We start from the raw sequence: 17,641 nt of genomic DNA, 5'->3' as shown, positions 1-17,641 counted from the left end.
AGGTGAGGGTTACCTAACCCGCATTGACCAGCACACATATGGATTCAGGAGGCGGACATGGCGAGCAACCCGCTCATCTCGCGCCGTGGTTTGTTCTTCGGCGCGGCGGGTGTCGCGGCCGCCGGGCTGCTCGCGGCGTGCGGTGACGACAAGTCCGGCGGCGGCACCGGTGGGAGCGCCACCTCGGCGCCCGCCGGCGGCGCGTTCCCGGCCAAGGTCACCCACCAGTTCGGCACCACCACCGTCGAGCAGGCGCCGAAGAGCGTCGTCTCGCTCGGCTGGGCGGACGCGGACGCCCTGCTCGCGCTCGGCGTCGTCCCGGTCGGCATCCTCGACTGGTTCCAGGCCTGGCCGGTCGGCGTCGGCCCGTGGGCGCAGGACAAGCTCGGCGGCGCGAAGCCCACCGTCCTGAAGGGCCCCGAGATCAACTACGAGCAGGTCGCGACCCTGCGGCCCGACCTCGTCACGTTCACCAAGAGCGACAACGACAAGGCCAAGTGGGAGCAGCTGGAGAAGCTCGCGCCCACGCTGAGCGGGCCGGCCGGCGTCCAGCCGTACGGCACCACGCTCAAGGACCAGACCATGCTCATCGCCGAGGCGCTCGGCAGGAAGGCCGAGGGCGAGGCGCTCGTGGCCGCCAGCGAGAAGGCGCTGGCCGACGCCAAGGCGGCCAACCCGGGCTTCGCCGGCAAGAGCGTCGTCGTCGCGGCCGCGTTCAACGGACAGTACGGCGCCTACACCCGCGGCGACGGCCGGGTGCAGTTCATGGAGGCCCTCGGCTTCGAGAACTCCCCGAAGATCGAGGACCTGAAGCCGGCCAGCTTCTACGCCGAGATCTCCAAGGAGCGCGTCAACCTGCTCGACGCCGACCTCACCGTGGTCTTCGGCCTCGGCGCGGGCGACGCCATCCGCAAGGACACCGTGCTGAACGGCATCCCGTCGGCCAAGGCGAAGCGGCTGCTCGTCATCGACGACCCCGACCTGGTCAACGCGTTCTCCACCCACTCGGTGCTGAGCACCCCGTACACCATCGAGAAGTTCGTCCCGATGGTCAAGGACGCCCTGGCGTGACCATCGCCGCCGAGCGGGAGCACGAGGCCGCCGAGCGCGCGGGGTACGCGCCCCTCGAGGAGCGCGTCCGTGCCCGCGGCGGCCGCACGACGCGCGGCCTCGGCCTGCTCGCCGCGGTGGTGGCCCTCGCCGCCGTCGCGGCGTTGAGCGTCGCGGTCGGCACCAAGTCGATCCCGCTCGGCACCGTCGCCGACGCCCTGGACGGCCGGGCGAGCCTGCCCGAGCGGGCCCAGGACGTCCAGTTCATCGTGGAGCTGCGCATTCCGCGTACGCTGCTCGGCCTGGTCGCCGGGATGGCGCTCGGCCTGGGCGGCGCGCTGCTGCAGGCGCTGACCCGCAACCCGCTCGGCGACCCGGGCATCCTCGGCGTCGACGCCGGCGCCGCCGCCGCGGTGGTCATCGCCATCCAGGTCCTCGGCGTCGGCACGCTCACCGGGTACATCTGGTTCGCCTTCGCCGGTGCGGCGGCCGCCTTCACCCTCGTCTACCTGCTCGGCTCGCGCGGCCGCTCCGGCGCCTCGCCCGAGCGGCTGGCCCTCGCGGGCGCCGCGGTCAACGCCGCCCTGTTCGCCGTCGTCAACGGCGTCGCGCTGCTGAACTCCGCGACCTACGACCAGTACCGCATGTGGATGATCGGCTCGCTCACCGCGAAGAACCTCTCCGTGCTGTTCGCGGTCCTGCCGTTCATCGCCGCGGGCGTCCTGCTGACCCTCGCGCTCGGCCCGTCGCTCAACGCGATCGCGCTCGGCGAGGACACCGCCCGCGCCCTCGGCGCCAACCTGAACCGCACGCGGATGCTCTCCGCGCTCGCCATCACCCTGCTCTGCGGCGCGGCCACCGCGGCGGTCGGCCCGATCGGCTTCATCGGCCTCGCCGTGCCGCACATCGCCCGTACCCTCGTCGGGCCGGACCAGCGCTGGCTGCTGCCCTACTCGCTGGTGCTGGCGCCGGTCCTGCTGCTGCTCGCGGACATCCTGGGCCGGGTGCTGGCGCGGCCCGGTGAGCTCGAGGTCGGCCTGGTCACCGCCTTCCTGGGCGCGCCGGTGTTCATCGCCATCATCCTGCGCCGCCGGATCGTGCCGCTGTGACCCGCCGGCTCACCCTGCGGGCTCCCGGCATCGCCGTCCGGGTCGACCTGCGCACCATCGCGGTGACCGTCCTGCTGGTCCTGGTGGCGGCGGCCGTCGCGGCCTGGACCGTCACCGCGGTCGGGGTGCGGATCCCGTACGCCGACCTGGTCGAGGTCCTCGGCGGCGGAGGACGCCGCGCCGACCGGTTCATCGTGCTCGACCTGCGCCTGCCCCGGGTCACCCTGGCGCTGCTCGCGGGCGCCGCCTTCGGCATGTCCGGCGCGGTCTTCCAGAGCCTGTCGCGCAACCCGCTGGGCAGCCCCGACGTCATCGGGTTCACCGTCGGCTCGGCCACCGGCGCGATCGTCGCGATCCTGGTCCTCGGCACCGGCGCCGAAGGCGCGGCCGTCGGGGCCGTCGTGGGCGGCACCCTCACCGCGGCCGTCGTGTACGGGCTGGCGGCGCTCGGCGGCAGCGCGATCCGGCGCCTCGTGCTCGTCGGCATCGGCGTCAGCGCGATGCTCGCCGCCGTCAACGGCTACCTGCTCAGCCGGGCCCGCCTCGCCGAGGCGCAGGCCGCCGCGACCTGGCTGGTCGGCACGCTCAACGGCCGGACCTGGCAGTACGTCAGGCTGCTGGGAATCGCCCTGCTCGTGCTCGCGCCGCTGCTGCTGATCCTGGGCCGGCGGCTGGCCATGCTGGAGCTCGGCGACGACTCCGCCCGGTCCCTCGGCGTCCGGGCGGCGCCGACCCGCCCGCTGCTCGTGCTCCTGGCCGTCGCGGTCTGCGCGGTGGCGACCGCGGCGACCGGTCCGATCGCCTTCGTGGCGCTGGCCGCGCCGCAGATCGCCCGGCGGCTGACCGGTTCGGCGACGCCGCAGCTCGTGCCCGCGGCGGTCACCGGCGCGCTGGTCATGGTGCTCAGCGACTTCGCCGCCCAGCGGCTCCTGGCCCCGGCCCAGCTGCCGGTCGGCGTGGTCACCGGTGCGGTCGGCGGGGTCTATCTGGCCTGGGTGCTCAGTGTGCAATGGCGGAGAGGAAGCTGATGACATCGCGGCTGTCGGGATCCGGCCTGACCTTGGCCTACGACAAGCGGGTCGTCGCGTCCGACCTGGACGTGACCATCCCGGACGGCTCGTTCACGGTCATCGTCGGGCCCAACGCCTGCGGCAAGTCGACGCTCCTGCGGGCCCTGTCCGGCCTGCTCGGCCCGAAGCGCGGCACGGTGGTGCTCGACGGGCAGGCGATCGGCTCGTACCGCGCCAAGGAGGTCGCCCGCCGCCTCGGCCTGCTCGCGCAGACGGCCACGGCGCCCGACGGCATCTCGGTGGCGGACCTGGTGGCCCGCGGCCGCTACCCGCACCAGAAGCTCCTGCGGCAGTGGACTCCCGAGGACGAGAACCAGGTCGCCGTTGCGATGGAGGCCACCGGCGTGACGGAGCTCGCCGACCGGGCGGTCGACGAGCTCTCCGGCGGCCAGCGCCAGCGCGTCTGGATGGCGATGGCGCTGGCCCAGCAGACCGACCTGCTGCTGCTCGACGAGCCGACGACGTACCTCGACATCGCCTACCAGATCGACCTGCTGGACCTCTGCGCGGACCTCAACGAGCAGGGCCGCACGCTGGTCGCGGTCCTGCACGACCTCAACCACGCCTGCCGGTACGCGACCCACCTCATCGCCATGAAGGCCGGGAAGATCGTCGCCTCGGGCGACCCGGGTGAGGTCATCACCGCGGCGCTCGTCGAGGACGTCTACGGGCTGCGCTGCGCGGTCATCCCCGACCCGCAGACCGGCACGCCCCTGGTCGTGCCGGCCGCGCGGGACGCCCGGAGCCGCCGCCTCACGCCTCCGGCAGGCGCGACAGAACGAAGACGGGGATGACCCGGTCCGTCTTGGTCTGGTAGTTCGCGTAGTCCGGCCACACCTCGACGGCCCGCTCCCACCACAGTGCCCGCTCCTCGCCGTGCACCTCACGCGCCTGGTAGTCGTGCTTCTCCGCGCCGTCCTGGAGCTCGACGTGCGGGTTCTTCACCAGGTTCCAGTACCAGACGGGATGCGTCGGCGCACCGCCCTGCGAGGCGACGACCGCGTACTCACCGTCGTGCTCGACGCGCATCAGCGGCGTCTTGCGCAGCTTGCCGGACTTGGCACCCACCGAGGTGACCACGATCACCGGCTTGCCCTGCAGCGTGCCGGCCTCCGCGCCGTTCGACGCCTCGTACTTCTCCGCCTGCTCCCGCGCCCAGTCGGACGGACTGGGTGCGTACTCGCCGGTCAATGGCATGATGGTCGACCCCTTCTGCGTGCTCGGATTGCGGTGGCGGCGGCCCGGTAAGGTTCCGCCATGCCCCCGATTCTCGCCGATGCCGCACCCCGGCTGTCCCAGGCATGATCGAACGCATCCTGCCGCCGCCGGTCCGCTCGGCCCACGCCCTCGACGACCCGAGCGACGCCCCGCTGTTCCCGGGCGAGGCGGAACTCGTGGCCACCGCGGTCGCCAAACGGCGCGCCGAGTTCACCACCGTGCGGCACTGCGCCCGCACCGCGCTCGCCGAGCTCGGCATCCCACCCGGCCCGATCCTGCGCGGCGAGCGCGGCGCACCGATCTGGCCCCGGGGAATCGTCGGCAGCCTCACCCACTGCGCCGGCTACCGGGCGGCAGCGGTCGCCCGGGACACGGAAGTGACCGGCATCGGCGTCGACGCGGAGGTGCACGGCCCGCTGCCGGACGGAGTGCTCGACCTGGTCTCGCTGCCGGAGGAACGCGACCACCTCGCGGCCCTGGCCGCCAAGCATCCGGAGACGTGGTGGGAGCGGCTCCTCTTCAGCGCGAAGGAGTCCGTCTACAAGGTCTGGTTCCCGCGTACGGGCGAATGGCTCGGCTTCGAGGAGGCGACGCTGACCTTCACCCCGGACACGGGCGAGTTCACCGCGCGGCTGCTCCGCCCGGGGCCGTTCGGCACGCTGACCGGCCGCTTCCTGGTGGCGGACGGCATCGTCCTGACCGCCATCGTCCTGTAGTCGCCCGCGCCGGCGCTCTGCCGTTTCGGCAGAGCCTCGGACCGCACAGCCTCCCACGCCTCGTTCAGCAGCCCCACCTTGGTCGGCAGGTCGACCACCACACCAGTTATCTGATGGTCGAGATAGGCGACCTCCCTGCCCTCGAACGGAGAGGCGATGACGAACGGACCGCTCAGGCCGGTATGGCCGCCGACGCTCTTCGGCCCGATGTGGATATGGATGTTGGGCCGCTCGCCGAGTTGGATCAGACGCTGGAGTTGGATGCGCATGGTCTTCGGACCACCGATGGGCCGTTCGAGGACGGTGTAGTCGGTCACCGCCACCAGCAGCGGAGGTGGCGTCCGTTCCAAGACCACCTGCCGCTCGATCCGGCTCGCGACGATCTGTTCCACCAGATCCGCCGGTAGCGGACTGCCCATGGCGCAGAGTGCGTGGGCGTAGTCCGGCGTCTGGAAACGGCCCGGCAGCACCAGCGGCTGGAACGATCGCAGCGTGCGCGCGTCCCGTTCGATGGCCGCCCATTCCCGGAACCAGGGAGTCAGTGCTTGTCGTACGGTCGCCTCGCGGATCCGGAGTAGCAGACCTCCGCCTCCCAGCGTCTCGTCGCACTTCTGAGCGAAGTCCGCCTGTGGCGGGCGACGGCACTGCTCGACAGCCGCGACCAGTGGCCTCGCCGCCGTTGCGGGATCCCTCGGCGTAGGCGGTGTACCTGTGGTCTTCGGTGGCCGTGCGTCGATGCCCGTCTTGAAAGCCTGCGGCGCAGACAGGCATGACCTGTCGGCGTTGGATAGGTCGGCCCGCGCGAGGCAGGCGGCGGAGCGTTGCCTGGGTGCCGGGCTGAAGGTCAGCGCTCGGCGAGCCGTTGGGCGAAGCCCATCAGGTCACGGCGTTCGATGGCCGCCGCCATCAGGTCCGGGAAGGCGTCCGGGGTGCAGGCGAAAGCCGGGACTCCCAGGGCCGCCAGCGCCGCGGCGTTGTCGTGGTCGTAGGCCGGGGCGCCCTCGTCCGAGAGGGCCAGGAGCACGACGACCTGGACACCCGCGGCGGTCATCTCGGCCACCCGGCGCAGCATCTGCTCGCGCACGCCGCCCTCGTACAGGTCGCTGATCAGCACGAAGATGCTGTCCCGGGGCCTGGTGATCAACTGCTGGCCGTAGCCGATCGCGCGGTTGATGTCGGTGCCGCCGCCGAGCTGGGTGCCGAAGAGGACCTCCACCGGGTCGGCGAGCTGGTCGGTCAGGTCGACCACCGCCGTGTCGAAGACGACCAGCGAGGTCTTCAGCGACCGCATCGAGGCCAGGACGGCCGCGAAGACGCCGGAGAACACCACCGAGGCCGCCATCGAGCCGGACTGGTCGACGCAGAGCACCACGTCGCGCTGGACGGCCGTGGTGCGCCGGCCGTAGCCGACGAGGCGTTCCGGGACGACCGTGCGGTGCTCGGGCTGGTAGTGCCTGAGGTTGGCGCGGATGGTCCGGTCCCAGTCGATGTCGGTCAGCTTGGGACGGTTGATCCGGGCGGCCCGGTTCAGCGCGCCGCTGACCGCCGCCCGGGTCTTCTGGCTGATCCGCTCCTCCAGCTCGGCGACGACCTTGCGGACGACCTGACGGGCCGCGTCCTTGGTGCGCGCGGGCATGACGCGGTTCAGCGACAGCAGCGTGCCGACCAGGTGGACGTCCGGCTCGACCGCCGCGAGCATCTCCGGTTCCAGCAGCAGCCGGGTCAGGTCGAGGCGCTCGATGGCGTCCGCCTGCATGACCTGGACGACCGTGCTGGGGAAGTACTCCCGGATGTCACCGAGCCAGCGGGCCACCTTCGGCGCCGAGCCGCCGAGCCCGGCCGACCGCGCGGTGCGCCGGCCCTCCGCGTCCTCGGCGCCGTCGTAGAGGGCGGCCAGGGCGGCGTCCATCCGGGCGTCGCGACCCTGCGCCTCGCCGAGCGCCTCGTCGGCGGGACCGCCCAGCACGAGCCGCCACCGGCGCAGCCGTTCCCGCCGCGCCGCATCGTCGATGTCGGTCATCCGATCTCCCGTCCGAGCATGTCGGTCGCGTGGCTGCCCTGGAGCTTGCCGGTCATCCGATCTCCCGTCCGAGCACCTCGGTCACGCGGCTGCTCCGCAGCATGCCGTTCATCTGATCTCCCGGCCGAGGAGAGTGCCCAGAGTGGGCAGGACGAGCGCCGCCCGGTCGTGGTCCAGGGTGATCGGTTCCGGGGGCGCCGACCCGGCACCGCCCGCGACCCGTTCGCCGATGGCCCGGCGTTCCCCGGTCGCGAAGGCGCCGAACGTGCGCCGCAGCAGCGGCAGCACGTCGTCGAAGCCGTCCGCCGGGATGTCGGCGAGCCAGCCGTCGATGAGCTCCAGCAGCGCGTCGTCGTGCACGAGCAGCAACCCGCCGCCGGAGAGGAATCCCTCGACCCAGGCGGCGCCGTGCGCGGGCGGCGTGCCGACGGTGAGCGGCAGCCGCAGCCGGCGCCGCACCTCGGCGGTGTCGAGCCGGCCCGCGTCCAGCAGCAGCCGGGTCAGCCGCCCGGCGAGCAACCCGTGCAACCCGGGCCGCCGGGACACCGCCAGGAGCGTGCCAAGCCAGCGCTCGCGCAGGTCCTCGCGGTCGGGCCCGCCGTCGGGGTCGCCGTCACTGCGGTGGTCGCCGTCGGGGTCGCTATCGCCGCGGTGGTCGCCCTGCTTGTCGCCGTCGTGGTTGGCCGGGCGCTGGTCGTCCAGCAGGCCCACTGCGCGGTGCACCTCGTCGACGCGGTCGCGCAGTTCCCGGGCGGCCTCGTCGGAGAGCGACCCGACGGCCGCGGGGAGGCCGGCGCAGACCCGGGTGAGCAGGCTGGCCGTCACCGTGGCGAGGCCGGCGACGTCCGTACGCCGCACGTCGCCGTAGCGCAGCGCCCGTGCCAGGGCGGGGATCGCGGCCATGAGGTGGGTGATGTCGGCGTCCACCGCGGCGCGGGTGTCCAGGGCGGCGAGCACCGGCGGGAAGGCGTCGGCGAGGTCGGCGAGCAGACACACCTCGACCAGCGCGGTCACCTCGCCCAGGCTGGCCGCCTTGCGGGCCGCGTCGGTCACCTTGGTGGTCGCCGCCGCCTCGACCGTGGTGCCGTACATGCTGCCCTCGACCAGTTGCACCGCGAAGTCGGGCAGCCAGCGCAGCCGCCACTGCTCGCGGAAGGTGCCGGTGCCGCGCCGGGCCGTCTCCGGCTCGCCCCACGGCACCCCGATCGCGCGCATCCGGTGCAGCAGGCGGCTGCGGGCCAGGTCGATGTCGCGGCGCAGGTCCAGCTCGAGGACGCGTTCCAGGGCCTCCGGCTTGAGGCGTACGGCCCGCTGCCGCGCGGCGAGGTCCTTGGCCAGCGGTACGGCGGGCATCTCGTCCGGCACGCCCCCGAGCCGCTCGCCGACGACCAGCCGCCGCCCGATGAGCTCGGTGCGCAGCGGCTCGCCGTCGCACATGACCGCCTCGGCGGCCTCGGTGACCTCGGCCAGCCCGGCGAGCGGCCGGCCGCGCAGCGCGGCCAGCGCCTCGGCCAGCCGGGTCGCCTCGATGACGTGCGCGGACGAGGTCGGCACCCCCTCGGCGCGCAGCACCCCCGCGGCGTCGACGAGCCACCGTGGCACCACGTCGCCGCCGGCGGTGAAGAGGTGGTGGTACCAGCCGGGGGAGCGCACCCCGGCGCCGTATCCGGACCACGAGGCCAGCCGCCCGTACGTCCACGGCACCCAGGTGAACGCCACCTTCGCCTTCCGGCGTCCCCTGAGCAGCGCGGCGTCGTCCTTCGCGGTGACCTTGCGGGTGAGCGCCGGCACGTGCCACGCGCCGCAGACGACGGCGATGTCCTCGTGGGTGCGCCGCACCTCGCGCAGGACCGTGCGCATGTAGGCCTCGCGGAGAAGGTCCTCGGGGTCTTCGGCGGAGGTCTCCCGGATGGCGGCCATGGCCTCGGCGATCGCGGCGAAGGCGGGCATGCCGCGATGCTCGACCACGTCCTCCCACCACCGCTCGGGATCGTCGTACCCGGCTGCCCGGGCCAGCTCACCGATCGGATCGACCGGCCGCACCCGCTCCGGCGACCCCCCGTCCCCGGCCGGCGGCGCCGCGGGCGGACCCGGCAAGGGCGAAACCGACGGAGAATCCGGCGAGGGCGGGCCCGGCGAAGGATTTGGTGAGGAAGGAGCCGACGAAGGATCCGGCGAGGACGGGGCCGAGGAAGGATCGGTCGATGGAGGACCCGCGGCCGGCGGCGAGGCCGGCGTCGCCCCGTCGGTGAGCCGATAGGCGTAGGGCAGGTCGAAGAACCGCACCGGAATCCCCTGGCGCACCGCCCACCGGATCGCCTGCCACTCCGGCGAGAAGACGGCGAACGGCCAGAACGCGGACCGGCGCGGGTCGTCCGGCGCGTAGCCGAGCAGCGCCACCGGCGGCTCCAGGCCCGGGTCGGCCACCCAGCCGACCAGGTCGTCCGCCTCCGGCGGGCCCTCGACCAGCAACACCGACGGCCGGTGCCGCTCCAGCTCGCGCAGCACCGCCCGCGCCGAGCCGGGGCCGTGGTGGCGGATGCCGTAGAGCCGTTCAGGCATCGCGGGCCGCGCGGTAGAAGTCGCGCCAGTCGGTGCGTTCGCGCACGACCGTCTCGAGGTATTCGCGCCACACCACGCTGTCGGAGACCGGGTCCTTGACCACCGCGCCGAGGATGCCCGCGGCCACGTCGCCCGGATGCAGCCGGCCGTCGCCGAAGTGCGCGGCCAGGGCCATGCCGCTGGTGATCACGGAGATGGCCTCGGCCGTGGACAGGGTGCCGGTCGGGGACTTCAGCTTGGTGCGGCCGTCCTCGGTCATGCCGCTGCGCAGCTCGCGGAAGATCGTCACCACCCGGCGGATCTCCTCCAGTGCGGCGGGCACCTCCGGCAGATCGAGCGACCGGCCGAGCTGGGCCACCCGGCGCGCCACGATCTCCACCTCGTCGTCGGCCGACGCGGGCACGGGCAGCACCACCGTGTTGAAGCGGCGCCGCAGCGCGCTCGACAGCTCGTTGACGCCGCGGTCGCGGTCGTTGGCCGTGGCGATCAGGTTGAAGCCGCGCTGCGCCTGGACCTCGGTGTTCAGCTCCGGCACCGGCAGCGTCTTCTCGGACAGGATGGTGATAAGAGCGTCCTGCACGTCGGAGGGCACCCGGGTGAGCTCCTCGACGCGGGCGATCGTGCCGCTGCGCATGGCGCGCATGACCGGGCTCGGGGTCAGAGCCGCCTCGGACGGGCCCTCGGCGAGCAGCCGCGCGTAGTTCCACCCGTACCGGATGGCCTCCTCGGCCGTGCCCGCCGTGCCCTGCACGAGCTGGGTGGAGTCGCCGCTGATGGCGGCGGCGAGGTGCTCCGAGACCCAGGTCTTGGCCGTGCCCGGCACACCGAGCAGCAGCAGCGCCCGGTCGGTGACCAGAGTGGACACCGCCACCTCCATGAGTCGGCGCGGGCCCACGTACTTCGGGGTGATCTTCGCACCGTCGCCCAGCAGGTAGGTCACCACGGCCTGCGGGGACAGCCGCCAGCCGGGCGGCCGCGGCCGGTCGTCGGCCTCCGCCAGCAGGGCGAGCTCGTCGGCGTACTGGTCCTCGGCGTGGGGACGCAGAGCGGTCATGCGAACTCCTGGAGCATCTCGTGGCGGAAGGTGAGGGTGCGGGCCAGCTCGGCGACCGGCCGGATCCGGGACGGGTCGGCCGCGTCCTGGTCGAGCCGGGCGGCGAGGGCGGTGACGTGCGTCGCGTACGCCGGTGGCATGGCGGTCGCGGCGGCGCGGCACAGCTCGGCGAGCTGCCAGCTGTGCCGGTCGGTGCGGGCGCGGTGCGCGATGGTCTCGACCACCGCGACGGCCAGCTCGTCCGGCCAGGCGCCGGGGTGCACCGCGAGCAGGCGGTGGGCGAGATGGTCCTCGCGGCGCAGGAAGTCGGCGGCGATCCGGGCGAGGTCAGCCGGGGGAAGCAGGAGGTGCAGGTCCCACCGGACCGCCTCGCGCAGCCCCGCCGCCTTCTCCCGGGAGTCGTTGTGCACCAGCGCGGCAGCCCATCCCGGGTCGGCCTGGACGATCGCGGCCCGGGCCCAGCCGTGCAGCAGCGCCGCCTCCCAGTCGTTGCCGCGCGCCAGCTCCACGACCGCGGACGGGCCGCGGCCGAACGCCGTGGTCCAGGTGGACAGCGCCGTGCCGGCGACGATCTCCTCCAGCAGCCAGGCCTGCACGCCGGTGCCGCGGGCGGGCTGGGCGGCGACCCCGTCGCGGCGCAGCTCGGCGGTGACCTCGGCGGGCGGCGTGACGGCCAGCCGGTCGCGTCCCAGGGTGCGGCGCTCGAGCGTGACCGCGGCCAGCGCCCGCGCCGCCATCCGGCGGCCGAGGCCCGAGCCGGGAAGCCGGCGCAGCAGCTCGGCCGCGGCCTCGCGCACCTCCTTGCGGCGGTCGTCGAGCGCCGCCTCCAGGAACTCGTCGTCGGCGAGGGACAGCCCGGTGCCCAGGGCGGCGACGAACCGGGCGCGGTCCTCCGGCGCCTCGGTGTGCCAGGTGCCGCGCAGTGTGGCCAGGCCGGCGGCGGGGTCGCCGCCGCGCAGCCGGGTGAGGTGGGCGAGGCGCTCCCCGCTCGTTCCCGTCTGCCAGACGGTGGGATCGTCGGCGACGGCCGTGCCGGGCGCCTCCTCGCGCAACCACCGCCATTCCGGTCGCAGGTCCGCCAGCCAGCGGCCGCGAGCGCCGGCGACCCGGCCGATCGCGGGCCGGACCGCGCCGTTGCGGCGGCCCGCGTCGAGCAGCGCGGGCAGCGACTCCGGCGGGACGTGGCCGCCGTGCGCTGCGGCGGCGGCGAGCCACTGGGCGAGCAGCTCCTGAGCCTGCTGTGTGCCGCCGGGTGCGCCGTCGCCGAGCAGGCGCAGCAGCCGTGCGCCCGCCGCGCCCGGGACCGGCGGGCCGGTCTCGGCGGGCGCCCGCGCGACCGGCGGGTGCGAGGTGGAGGGTGTCGTGCCGGCGCGGCGGTAGACCAGGGCGGTGGCCGCCGCCTCCAGCAGCGGGCAGCCGGCTCCGAGCTCGATGCCGCGGTCGCCGACGTCGACGGTCGCCGCGGAGAACGGCCGGCGGCTCGTGCCCACCAGGGCGGCCGCGAGCAGGCCGGACGGCAGCTCGGGGGAGCGCCGCGGCGCGCCGTCGGGCACCGGGGGAGCCGCCGGCACGAAGCGGCCGTCCACCCAGGCGGCCAGCGGGCGCAGGCCCGCCGGTGTCCACTCGGCCGCCACGGTCGCGGGCGCTCCGCCGGCGGCGGCCAGCAGCCACCAGGGCTCCCGGTGCCCGGCCGCGAGCGGCAGCGAGTCGCCGGCGGCGTCGGTGAGACAGCCGTCGGTGGTGGGAGCGACGCCCGCCAGCAGCACCGGAGCATCGAAGCGCCACGGCTCGGCGGCGAGGACGGCCGCCCAGCCGCGCAGCGCCTCCCGCGCGCCGGTCGCGCCGCTGGGCGCCGTCAGCGGCCGGGGCGCCGACCGCCGCTCCTTGACGAGCGCCCGCAGCGGTGCGGCGCCCGGATAGAAACACAGGTCGGCGTCGAAGGACGTGCCCGGAACGAGGTCGGCGGCCGGCGTCTGACCGGGCGCGGCGAACGACAGGTGGAGCGCGAACCGGCCACTGTCGACACCGCGCAACCACGTGCGCCGGGTGATGATCGTGCCGTCGTCGCTGTCGGCCCGGCCGAGCACCTGCCAGTGGTCCGGCACGGGCGGCGTGGCCAGCACGTCCTCCGTGGCGACCGGAAAGCCGATCCGCGCGCGCACGGTGGCCGCCAGCGCCGGGGGCAGCGCGTCGAGGCGCTCGTGACCCGCCACCAGCAGGCGCAGCATGGCGAGGTCGCCGAGCAGCCGGTCGGCCCAGTGCGGGCCGACGCCGGCGACGTCGCCGAGGCGGCGCACCGCGGACGCGGCGCCGGGCGCCTGCGCGTCGACGAGCCGGGCCGCCATCGCCTCGAACGGTGCCCGGCCGGCGCGCTCGGCGCCCGCCAGCCCCTGCTGGACCTGGTCGTCGAGCCACCGCCCCAGCTCCGCCATGCCCGCGGCGACCCGCTCCGCGCGCTGCCGGGCGCGTTTGCGGGCCGCCTCCGGATCCGCCGGTCCGGCGGATCTCTGCGCGGTGGCCGAGGCGCGCGCCGCCCGGCTCGCCCGCCACTCCGCGACGAACCCGGGCGGCGAGGGGGCCGGGTCGGGCGCGGTGCCCTCCGCCCACATCATCAGCAGGCCCAGCGCATGCTTGCACGGGAACTTGCGGCTCGGGCACGAGCACTTGTAAGCCGGGCCGGAGAGGTCCACAGCCACCTGGTACGGATTCTTCCCGCTGCCCTTGCACAGTCCCCACAGGACGTCGTCGAGCAGGCCGGTCGCCTGCCACTTCGAGGCGGCGGCGACACCGCGGGCGCCCGTCAGCGACCCGGCGTCGGGGGCGACGGCGGTGACCTGGGCGGCGGACCAGCGTTCGACGGGCACGCGCAGACTGTAGGGGCGGGGTACGACGTTTTACAGCGCCGGCACTTCCTCGCCCGCCTTCGGTGGCGGCGGCGGGCTCCCGTCCCCGAACGGCCTCCCGCCGAGCCGCTCCCGGCCGTGCTCCTCGAGCCACCCGGACAGCTCCGGTCCCGCCGGGACGATGCCGGTCGGGTTGATGTCGCGATGCACCTCGTAGTAGTGCCGCTTGATGTGGACGAAGTCGATCGTGTCCCCGAAGCCGGGCGTCTGGAACAGGTCCCGCGCGTACGCCCACAGCACCGGCATCTCGGTCAGCTTGCTGCGGTTGCACTTGAAGTGCCCGTGGTAGACCGCGTCGAAGCGCACCAGCGTCGTGAAGAGCCGCACGTCCGCCTCGGTGATCGTGTCGCCGACCAGGTAGCGCTGCCGGCAGAGCCGGTCCGACAGCTCGTCCAGCCGGTCGAAGAGCCGGTGGTACGCCCGCTCGTACGCCTCCTGCGACCCGGCGAACCCGGCCCGGTAGACGCCGTTGTTGACGTCCTTGAACACGTACTCGCCGACCTTGTCGATCTCCTCCCGCAACTCCGGCGGATAGAGCCGGGGTGCGCCCTCGCGGTGGTACTCGGTCCATTCCAGCGACAGGTCGAGGGTGATCTGGGCGAAGTCGTTCGTCACCACCTGACCGGTCGGCACGTCGACGATCGCCGGCACGGTGATGCCCTTGTCGTAGTCCGGGAAGCGCCGGAAGAACGCCTCCTGGAGGCGCTCGATCCCGAGCACCGGGTCGCGTCCGCCCGGATCCAGGTCGAACGTCCAGCTCCGCTCGTCGTGCGTCGGCCCGGCGACGCCCATCGAGAGCACGTCCTCGAGGCCCAGCAGCCGCCGCACGATGATCGCCCGGTTGGCCCAGGGGCAGGCCCGGCTCACCACCAGGCGGTAGCGGCCCGGCTCCACCGGGTAGCCGTCGCGGCCGTCCGCGGTGATCCGGGTGGCGATGTAGCGCTGGTCGCGGGTGAACTCACCGGACTCCGAGACGTAGGGCATAGGGTCATCATTCCCTTTGGCGGCGGTTCACAAGCAAGGTCAAGAGCCAAAGTCAAAGGCGGATGTCGTAGCGGGGTGGTGGGTACAGACCGCTGCTCCCGCCGAGGGCCGGGGCGGGCCGAGCATGGGCGCGGGGCGCCCAGAGCGCTCGGCCCACCCCGGCGACCTGCGTGAGTGGTGGCGCGCGAAAGGCGGAGACCCGGCCCGCAGGGCCGGGTCTCCCCAGGGTGAGGTCGTCAGTCGCGGGCGGTGGTGAGGTGCGGGCGGAGGGCCAGGATCAGGCCCAGGGCGACGTAGCCCACCAGCAGGTGCGCGGCGCCGACGAAGCGGCCGCCCGACGCGCCGAGGATGCCGATCGCGGGGACGGCCACGACCGCCCAGCTCTCCGCGACCAGCGGCCAGGCGCGGGCCACGCCCCGCCAGCGGCCCGCGAAGGCGATCTTCGCGCCGATGACGAACATGCCCAGCATCGACAGGGGCCAGAACGCGTCCAGGACGGCCAGCCAGAGGTCGTCGCGGAAGGCCGGCACCAGGCCGTGCAGGACGGTCCAGATCGTGGCGAGCGTCAGCAGGACGTACTCCGTTGCGAGCATGCCCCGGGCGAGGCGGGAGGTGCCTGTCGCCGCCGTCCGCAGCTGCGTGGTGACCAGGGCGAACAGCGAGAGCTGGAACGGGATCGCGCCCAGGTCGGTGATCAGGATGTCGGTGCTGTCCGTCGACTGCGGGTTGACGGCGGCCATCGAGGCGGCCCAGACCAGCGAGCCGGCCGCGACGGCGAGGCCCGTGCGGCGCACCTGCCGGGTCGAGGTGGCGGCCGCGGCCGGCGTGGTGACGTCGGTGCGGGCCTGCGCCGGGGCGGTGGTGATCGTCATGTCGTTCTCCCTGCGGAAGTGGTGCTCGTCGGTGACGGGGAGAACTCTTGCGGGGACGCGTCCCGGGCCGGCAGGGCCGCGCGCCCCCGTCCGCGTCCCGGAGAATGTCCCGGGAAATCCGGGACACCGGTCCTCGGGCCCGCGGGACGCCCACGCTGCGACGATGACCCGGTGACCTCGCACGCACCCCCGCGCCCGCGGGTGACGCCGGCCGCCTCTCCCGCGCCCCGCCGCACGCTGCCGGCGGTCGTGGGCGGCGCCGCGGTCGCCCTCGCGCTCGCCGCGGTGGCGGCCGCCGCCGTCATCGACACCGCCGTGCCCGCCGCGCACCGCGCCGCCACCCGGCTCGACCTCGGCTGGGTCGCCGGGGTCGCCGGGGCGTTCCTGTGCGCGCCCGGTGCGCTGCTCCTGCACCGCATGCCGCGGCACCCCGTCGCGTGGGTGCTGCTGATCACCGGCGTTCACTGGGCCCTGGACGGGCTGGCCTGCGCCTGGCTGGCGTACGCCACCCTGAGCGATCCCGCGCTTCCCGGCGCGGGCCTGGCCTTCTGGCTCTACCAGCGGCTCGGCGCCTCGCTGCTCCTGTCGCTGCCGCTGATCCTGCTGCTCTACCCGGACGGGCGGCTGCCGCGCGGGCGGTGGCGGGTCGCCGCGCTCGCCGGGCTGGCGAGCACCGCCCTGCTGCCGCTGGCGCTGTTGTTCGCACCGTCCGGCGTGGCCCAGGCCGACGCCGGCCATCCCCTCCCGGCCGCTTTCGCCGGTCTCGACCTCGATCCCACCACCATCGCCCTGCCCACGTCCGTGTGGGCGCCCGTGCTGGCCGTCGCGGGCGCGCTGGTCCCGGTCAGTCTGGTCGTACCCTTCGCGGTGGTCCTGGGCCGCTACCGGCGGTCCGGGGGCGACCCGCGGCGCCGCGCCCGGATGCGCTGGCTGCTCTGGGCCGCCGTGGTGGACGTCCTGGCCATGCTCGCCATGCTCGTGCTGCCGCAGTCCTTGACGTCGATCGGGCTGAGCGTGGCGGTGGGCCTCACCGGGATCGCCCTCACGGTCGGCATCGTCGCACCGCAGCTGGTGGACATCGACCGGCTCCTCGGGGGCACCCTTCTCTACGCAGCCATGGCCCTCTCCGTGCTGCTCGTCGACGCCTGCGTGCTGGGCGTGGCGAGCACGGTGCTGGGCGAGCGGCTGGCCGAACGCGACGCCGCCGTGCTGGCGCTGCTGCTGGTCACCGCGGTCTACGGCCCGCTGCGGCAGCGGCTGTGGACCCTGGTGCGCCGGCTCGTGCGCGGCCGCCGCGACGACCCGTACGGCGTGGTCGCCGGCCTGGCCGAGCAGCTGGAACGGCAGGACCGCCCGGAGGAGCAGCTCGTCGCCGTGGCCCGCGGCGTCGCGGCCGCGTTCCGGGTGCCGTACGTGGCCGTCGAGGTCGACCGCCCCGGCGGGGAGAGCGTGGTGGCGGCGTACGGGACCGCCCCGGCGGACACGCAGGTGCTGCCGATCGCCTACCGGGACGAGACCGTCGGCCGGCTGGTGCTGCCGTCGCGGCGGGCGTCGCTGTCCGCGCGCGACGAGCGGCTGCTCGGCGACATCGTGCGGCAGGCGGCGATCGCGGCGCGGACCGCGTACCTCGCCGCCGAGCTCCAGCGCGGCCGGGAGCGGATCGTCGCGGCGCGCGAGGAGGAGCGGCGCCGGCTGCGGCGCGACCTGCACGACGGGCTCGGGCCCACGCTCGGCGGCGTGGCACTGCGCATCGACACCGCCCGCAACCTGGCCGCCCGCAAGCCCGAGGAGGCGGACCGGCTGCTGCGCCAGGCCCGCGAGGACGTGACCGCCGCGCTGGCGGACGTCCGGCGGCTCGTGCACGACCTGCGGCCGCCGGCCCTGGACGACGTCGGCCTGCTGGGCGCCGTACGCCAGCAGGCCGAACGTCTCCGCGCACCGGGCCTGACCGTCACGGTCGAGGGCGAGGATCTCGAGGGGTTGCCCGCCGCGGCGGAGGTGGCCGCCTACCGGATCGCCTCCGAGGCCCTGGCGAACGTGGCCCGGCATGCCGGCGCGGCCACCGCCAGGGTCCGCCTGTCCC

At 74.6% G+C, this 17,641-nt stretch carries 13 protein-coding genes and 1 pseudogene; 6 read left to right on the top strand and 8 right to left on the bottom strand.

From position 1 onward, the window contains the following. The first annotated feature begins 57 nt into the window (after positions 1-57). The 4 genes from IEY99_RS12590 (at position 58) to IEY99_RS12575 (ending at position 4,023) form a co-directional block, all read left to right on the top strand. A complete protein-coding gene (locus tag IEY99_RS12590; protein WP_189202684.1) occupies positions 58-1,071 on the top strand; it encodes an ABC transporter substrate-binding protein in 1,014 nt (337 codons plus the stop codon). 116 nt (positions 1,072-1,187) lie between these two features. Next, on the top strand, positions 1,188-2,159 hold the full coding sequence (locus IEY99_RS12585; protein WP_373293355.1) for an iron chelate uptake ABC transporter family permease subunit: 972 nt from the start codon (positions 1,188-1,190) through the stop codon (positions 2,157-2,159). Continuing rightward, entirely contained in the window at positions 2,156-3,187 is a 1,032-nt protein-coding gene (locus IEY99_RS12580; protein ID WP_189202682.1) for a FecCD family ABC transporter permease, read from the top strand. The genes IEY99_RS12585 and IEY99_RS12580 overlap by 4 nt, the downstream gene beginning before the upstream one ends. Next, positions 3,187-4,023, top strand: a complete 837-nt coding sequence (locus tag IEY99_RS12575) for an ABC transporter ATP-binding protein (RefSeq protein WP_229798561.1) — start codon at positions 3,187-3,189, stop codon at positions 4,021-4,023. Before IEY99_RS12580 ends, IEY99_RS12575 begins: the two co-directional genes overlap by 1 nt. Here IEY99_RS12575 and IEY99_RS12570 read toward each other — a convergent pair. Beyond that, positions 3,983-4,426 (bottom strand): nitroreductase family deazaflavin-dependent oxidoreductase, encoded by a 444-nt coding sequence (locus tag IEY99_RS12570; protein ID WP_189202678.1) that lies wholly within the window; start codon positions 4,424-4,426, stop codon positions 3,983-3,985. The genes IEY99_RS12575 and IEY99_RS12570 overlap by 41 nt on opposite strands. A gap of 104 nt (positions 4,427-4,530) precedes the next feature. On the opposite strand from IEY99_RS12570, the gene IEY99_RS12565 reads away from it, so the two are divergent. Continuing rightward, complete coding sequence (locus IEY99_RS12565) at positions 4,531-5,163, top strand: 4'-phosphopantetheinyl transferase family protein (RefSeq protein ID WP_189202675.1); 633 nt, start codon at positions 4,531-4,533, stop codon at positions 5,161-5,163. 71 nt (positions 5,164-5,234) lie between these two features. On the opposite strand, the pseudogene IEY99_RS35260 reads toward IEY99_RS12565, so the two are convergent. The 7 genes and pseudogenes from IEY99_RS35260 to IEY99_RS12530 form a co-directional block, all read right to left on the bottom strand. Beyond that, a pseudogene (locus tag IEY99_RS35260) lies at positions 5,235-5,633 on the bottom strand (DUF5753 domain-containing protein); the annotation flags it as partial. 374 nt (positions 5,634-6,007) lie between these two features. Further along, the gene (locus IEY99_RS12555) at positions 6,008-7,183 is read right to left on the bottom strand and encodes a VWA domain-containing protein (RefSeq protein ID WP_189202672.1); all 1,176 of its coding nucleotides are present in this window, start codon (positions 7,181-7,183) and stop codon (positions 6,008-6,010) included. 108 nt (positions 7,184-7,291) lie between these two features. Beyond that, complete coding sequence (locus IEY99_RS12550) at positions 7,292-9,745, bottom strand: DUF5682 family protein (protein WP_189202670.1); 2,454 nt, start codon at positions 9,743-9,745, stop codon at positions 7,292-7,294. Then, positions 9,738-10,799: an ATP-binding protein gene (locus IEY99_RS12545; RefSeq protein ID WP_189202668.1), complete on the bottom strand. Its 1,062-nt coding sequence runs from the start codon at positions 10,797-10,799 to the stop codon at positions 9,738-9,740. Before IEY99_RS12545 ends, IEY99_RS12550 begins: the two co-directional genes overlap by 8 nt. Next, complete coding sequence (locus IEY99_RS12540) at positions 10,796-13,663, bottom strand: SWIM zinc finger family protein (protein WP_189202666.1); 2,868 nt, start codon at positions 13,661-13,663, stop codon at positions 10,796-10,798. Before IEY99_RS12540 ends, IEY99_RS12545 begins: the two co-directional genes overlap by 4 nt. Before the next feature lie 30 nt (positions 13,664-13,693). Next, on the bottom strand, positions 13,694-14,686 hold the full coding sequence (locus IEY99_RS12535; RefSeq protein ID WP_189202665.1) for a glutathione S-transferase family protein: 993 nt from the start codon (positions 14,684-14,686) through the stop codon (positions 13,694-13,696). Positions 14,687-14,922: 236 nt separating this feature from the next. Next, the gene (locus IEY99_RS12530) at positions 14,923-15,558 is read right to left on the bottom strand and encodes a hypothetical protein (RefSeq protein ID WP_189202663.1); all 636 of its coding nucleotides are present in this window, start codon (positions 15,556-15,558) and stop codon (positions 14,923-14,925) included. Positions 15,559-15,729: 171 nt separating this feature from the next. Here IEY99_RS12530 and IEY99_RS12525 point away from each other — a divergent pair. Further along, positions 15,730-17,641 (top strand): sensor histidine kinase (locus IEY99_RS12525; protein ID WP_189202661.1); only part of this gene is annotated, 1,912 nt, incomplete at its 3' end.

Origin of the sequence: Couchioplanes azureus (assembly GCF_014648355.1) — a bacterium.
In the GTDB taxonomy this organism is placed as follows: domain Bacteria; phylum Actinomycetota; class Actinomycetes; order Mycobacteriales; family Micromonosporaceae; genus Actinoplanes; species Actinoplanes azureus.
This window is presented reverse-complemented; position numbering and strand designations above follow the sequence as displayed.

Excerpts from the sequence above, each read along its gene's own strand:
- IEY99_RS12535 (WP_189202665.1), bottom strand. The coding sequence starts at position 14,686 with ATGCCCTACGTCTCGGAGTCCGGTGAGTTCACCCGCGACCAGCGCTAC.
- IEY99_RS12565 (WP_189202675.1), top strand. The coding sequence starts at position 4,531 with ATGATCGAACGCATCCTGCCGCCGCCGGTCCGCTCGGCCCACGCCCTC.
- IEY99_RS12550 (WP_189202670.1), bottom strand. The coding sequence starts at position 9,745 with ATGCCTGAACGGCTCTACGGCATCCGCCACCACGGCCCCGGCTCGGCG.
- IEY99_RS12545 (WP_189202668.1), bottom strand. The coding sequence starts at position 10,799 with ATGACCGCTCTGCGTCCCCACGCCGAGGACCAGTACGCCGACGAGCTC.
- IEY99_RS12590 (WP_189202684.1), top strand. The coding sequence starts at position 58 with ATGGCGAGCAACCCGCTCATCTCGCGCCGTGGTTTGTTCTTCGGCGCG.
- IEY99_RS12570 (WP_189202678.1), bottom strand. The coding sequence starts at position 4,426 with ATGCCATTGACCGGCGAGTACGCACCCAGTCCGTCCGACTGGGCGCGG.
- IEY99_RS12555 (WP_189202672.1), bottom strand. The coding sequence starts at position 7,183 with ATGACCGACATCGACGATGCGGCGCGGCGGGAACGGCTGCGCCGGTGG.
- IEY99_RS12530 (WP_189202663.1), bottom strand. The coding sequence starts at position 15,558 with ATGACGATCACCACCGCCCCGGCGCAGGCCCGCACCGACGTCACCACG.
- IEY99_RS12575 (WP_229798561.1), top strand. The coding sequence starts at position 3,187 with ATGACATCGCGGCTGTCGGGATCCGGCCTGACCTTGGCCTACGACAAG.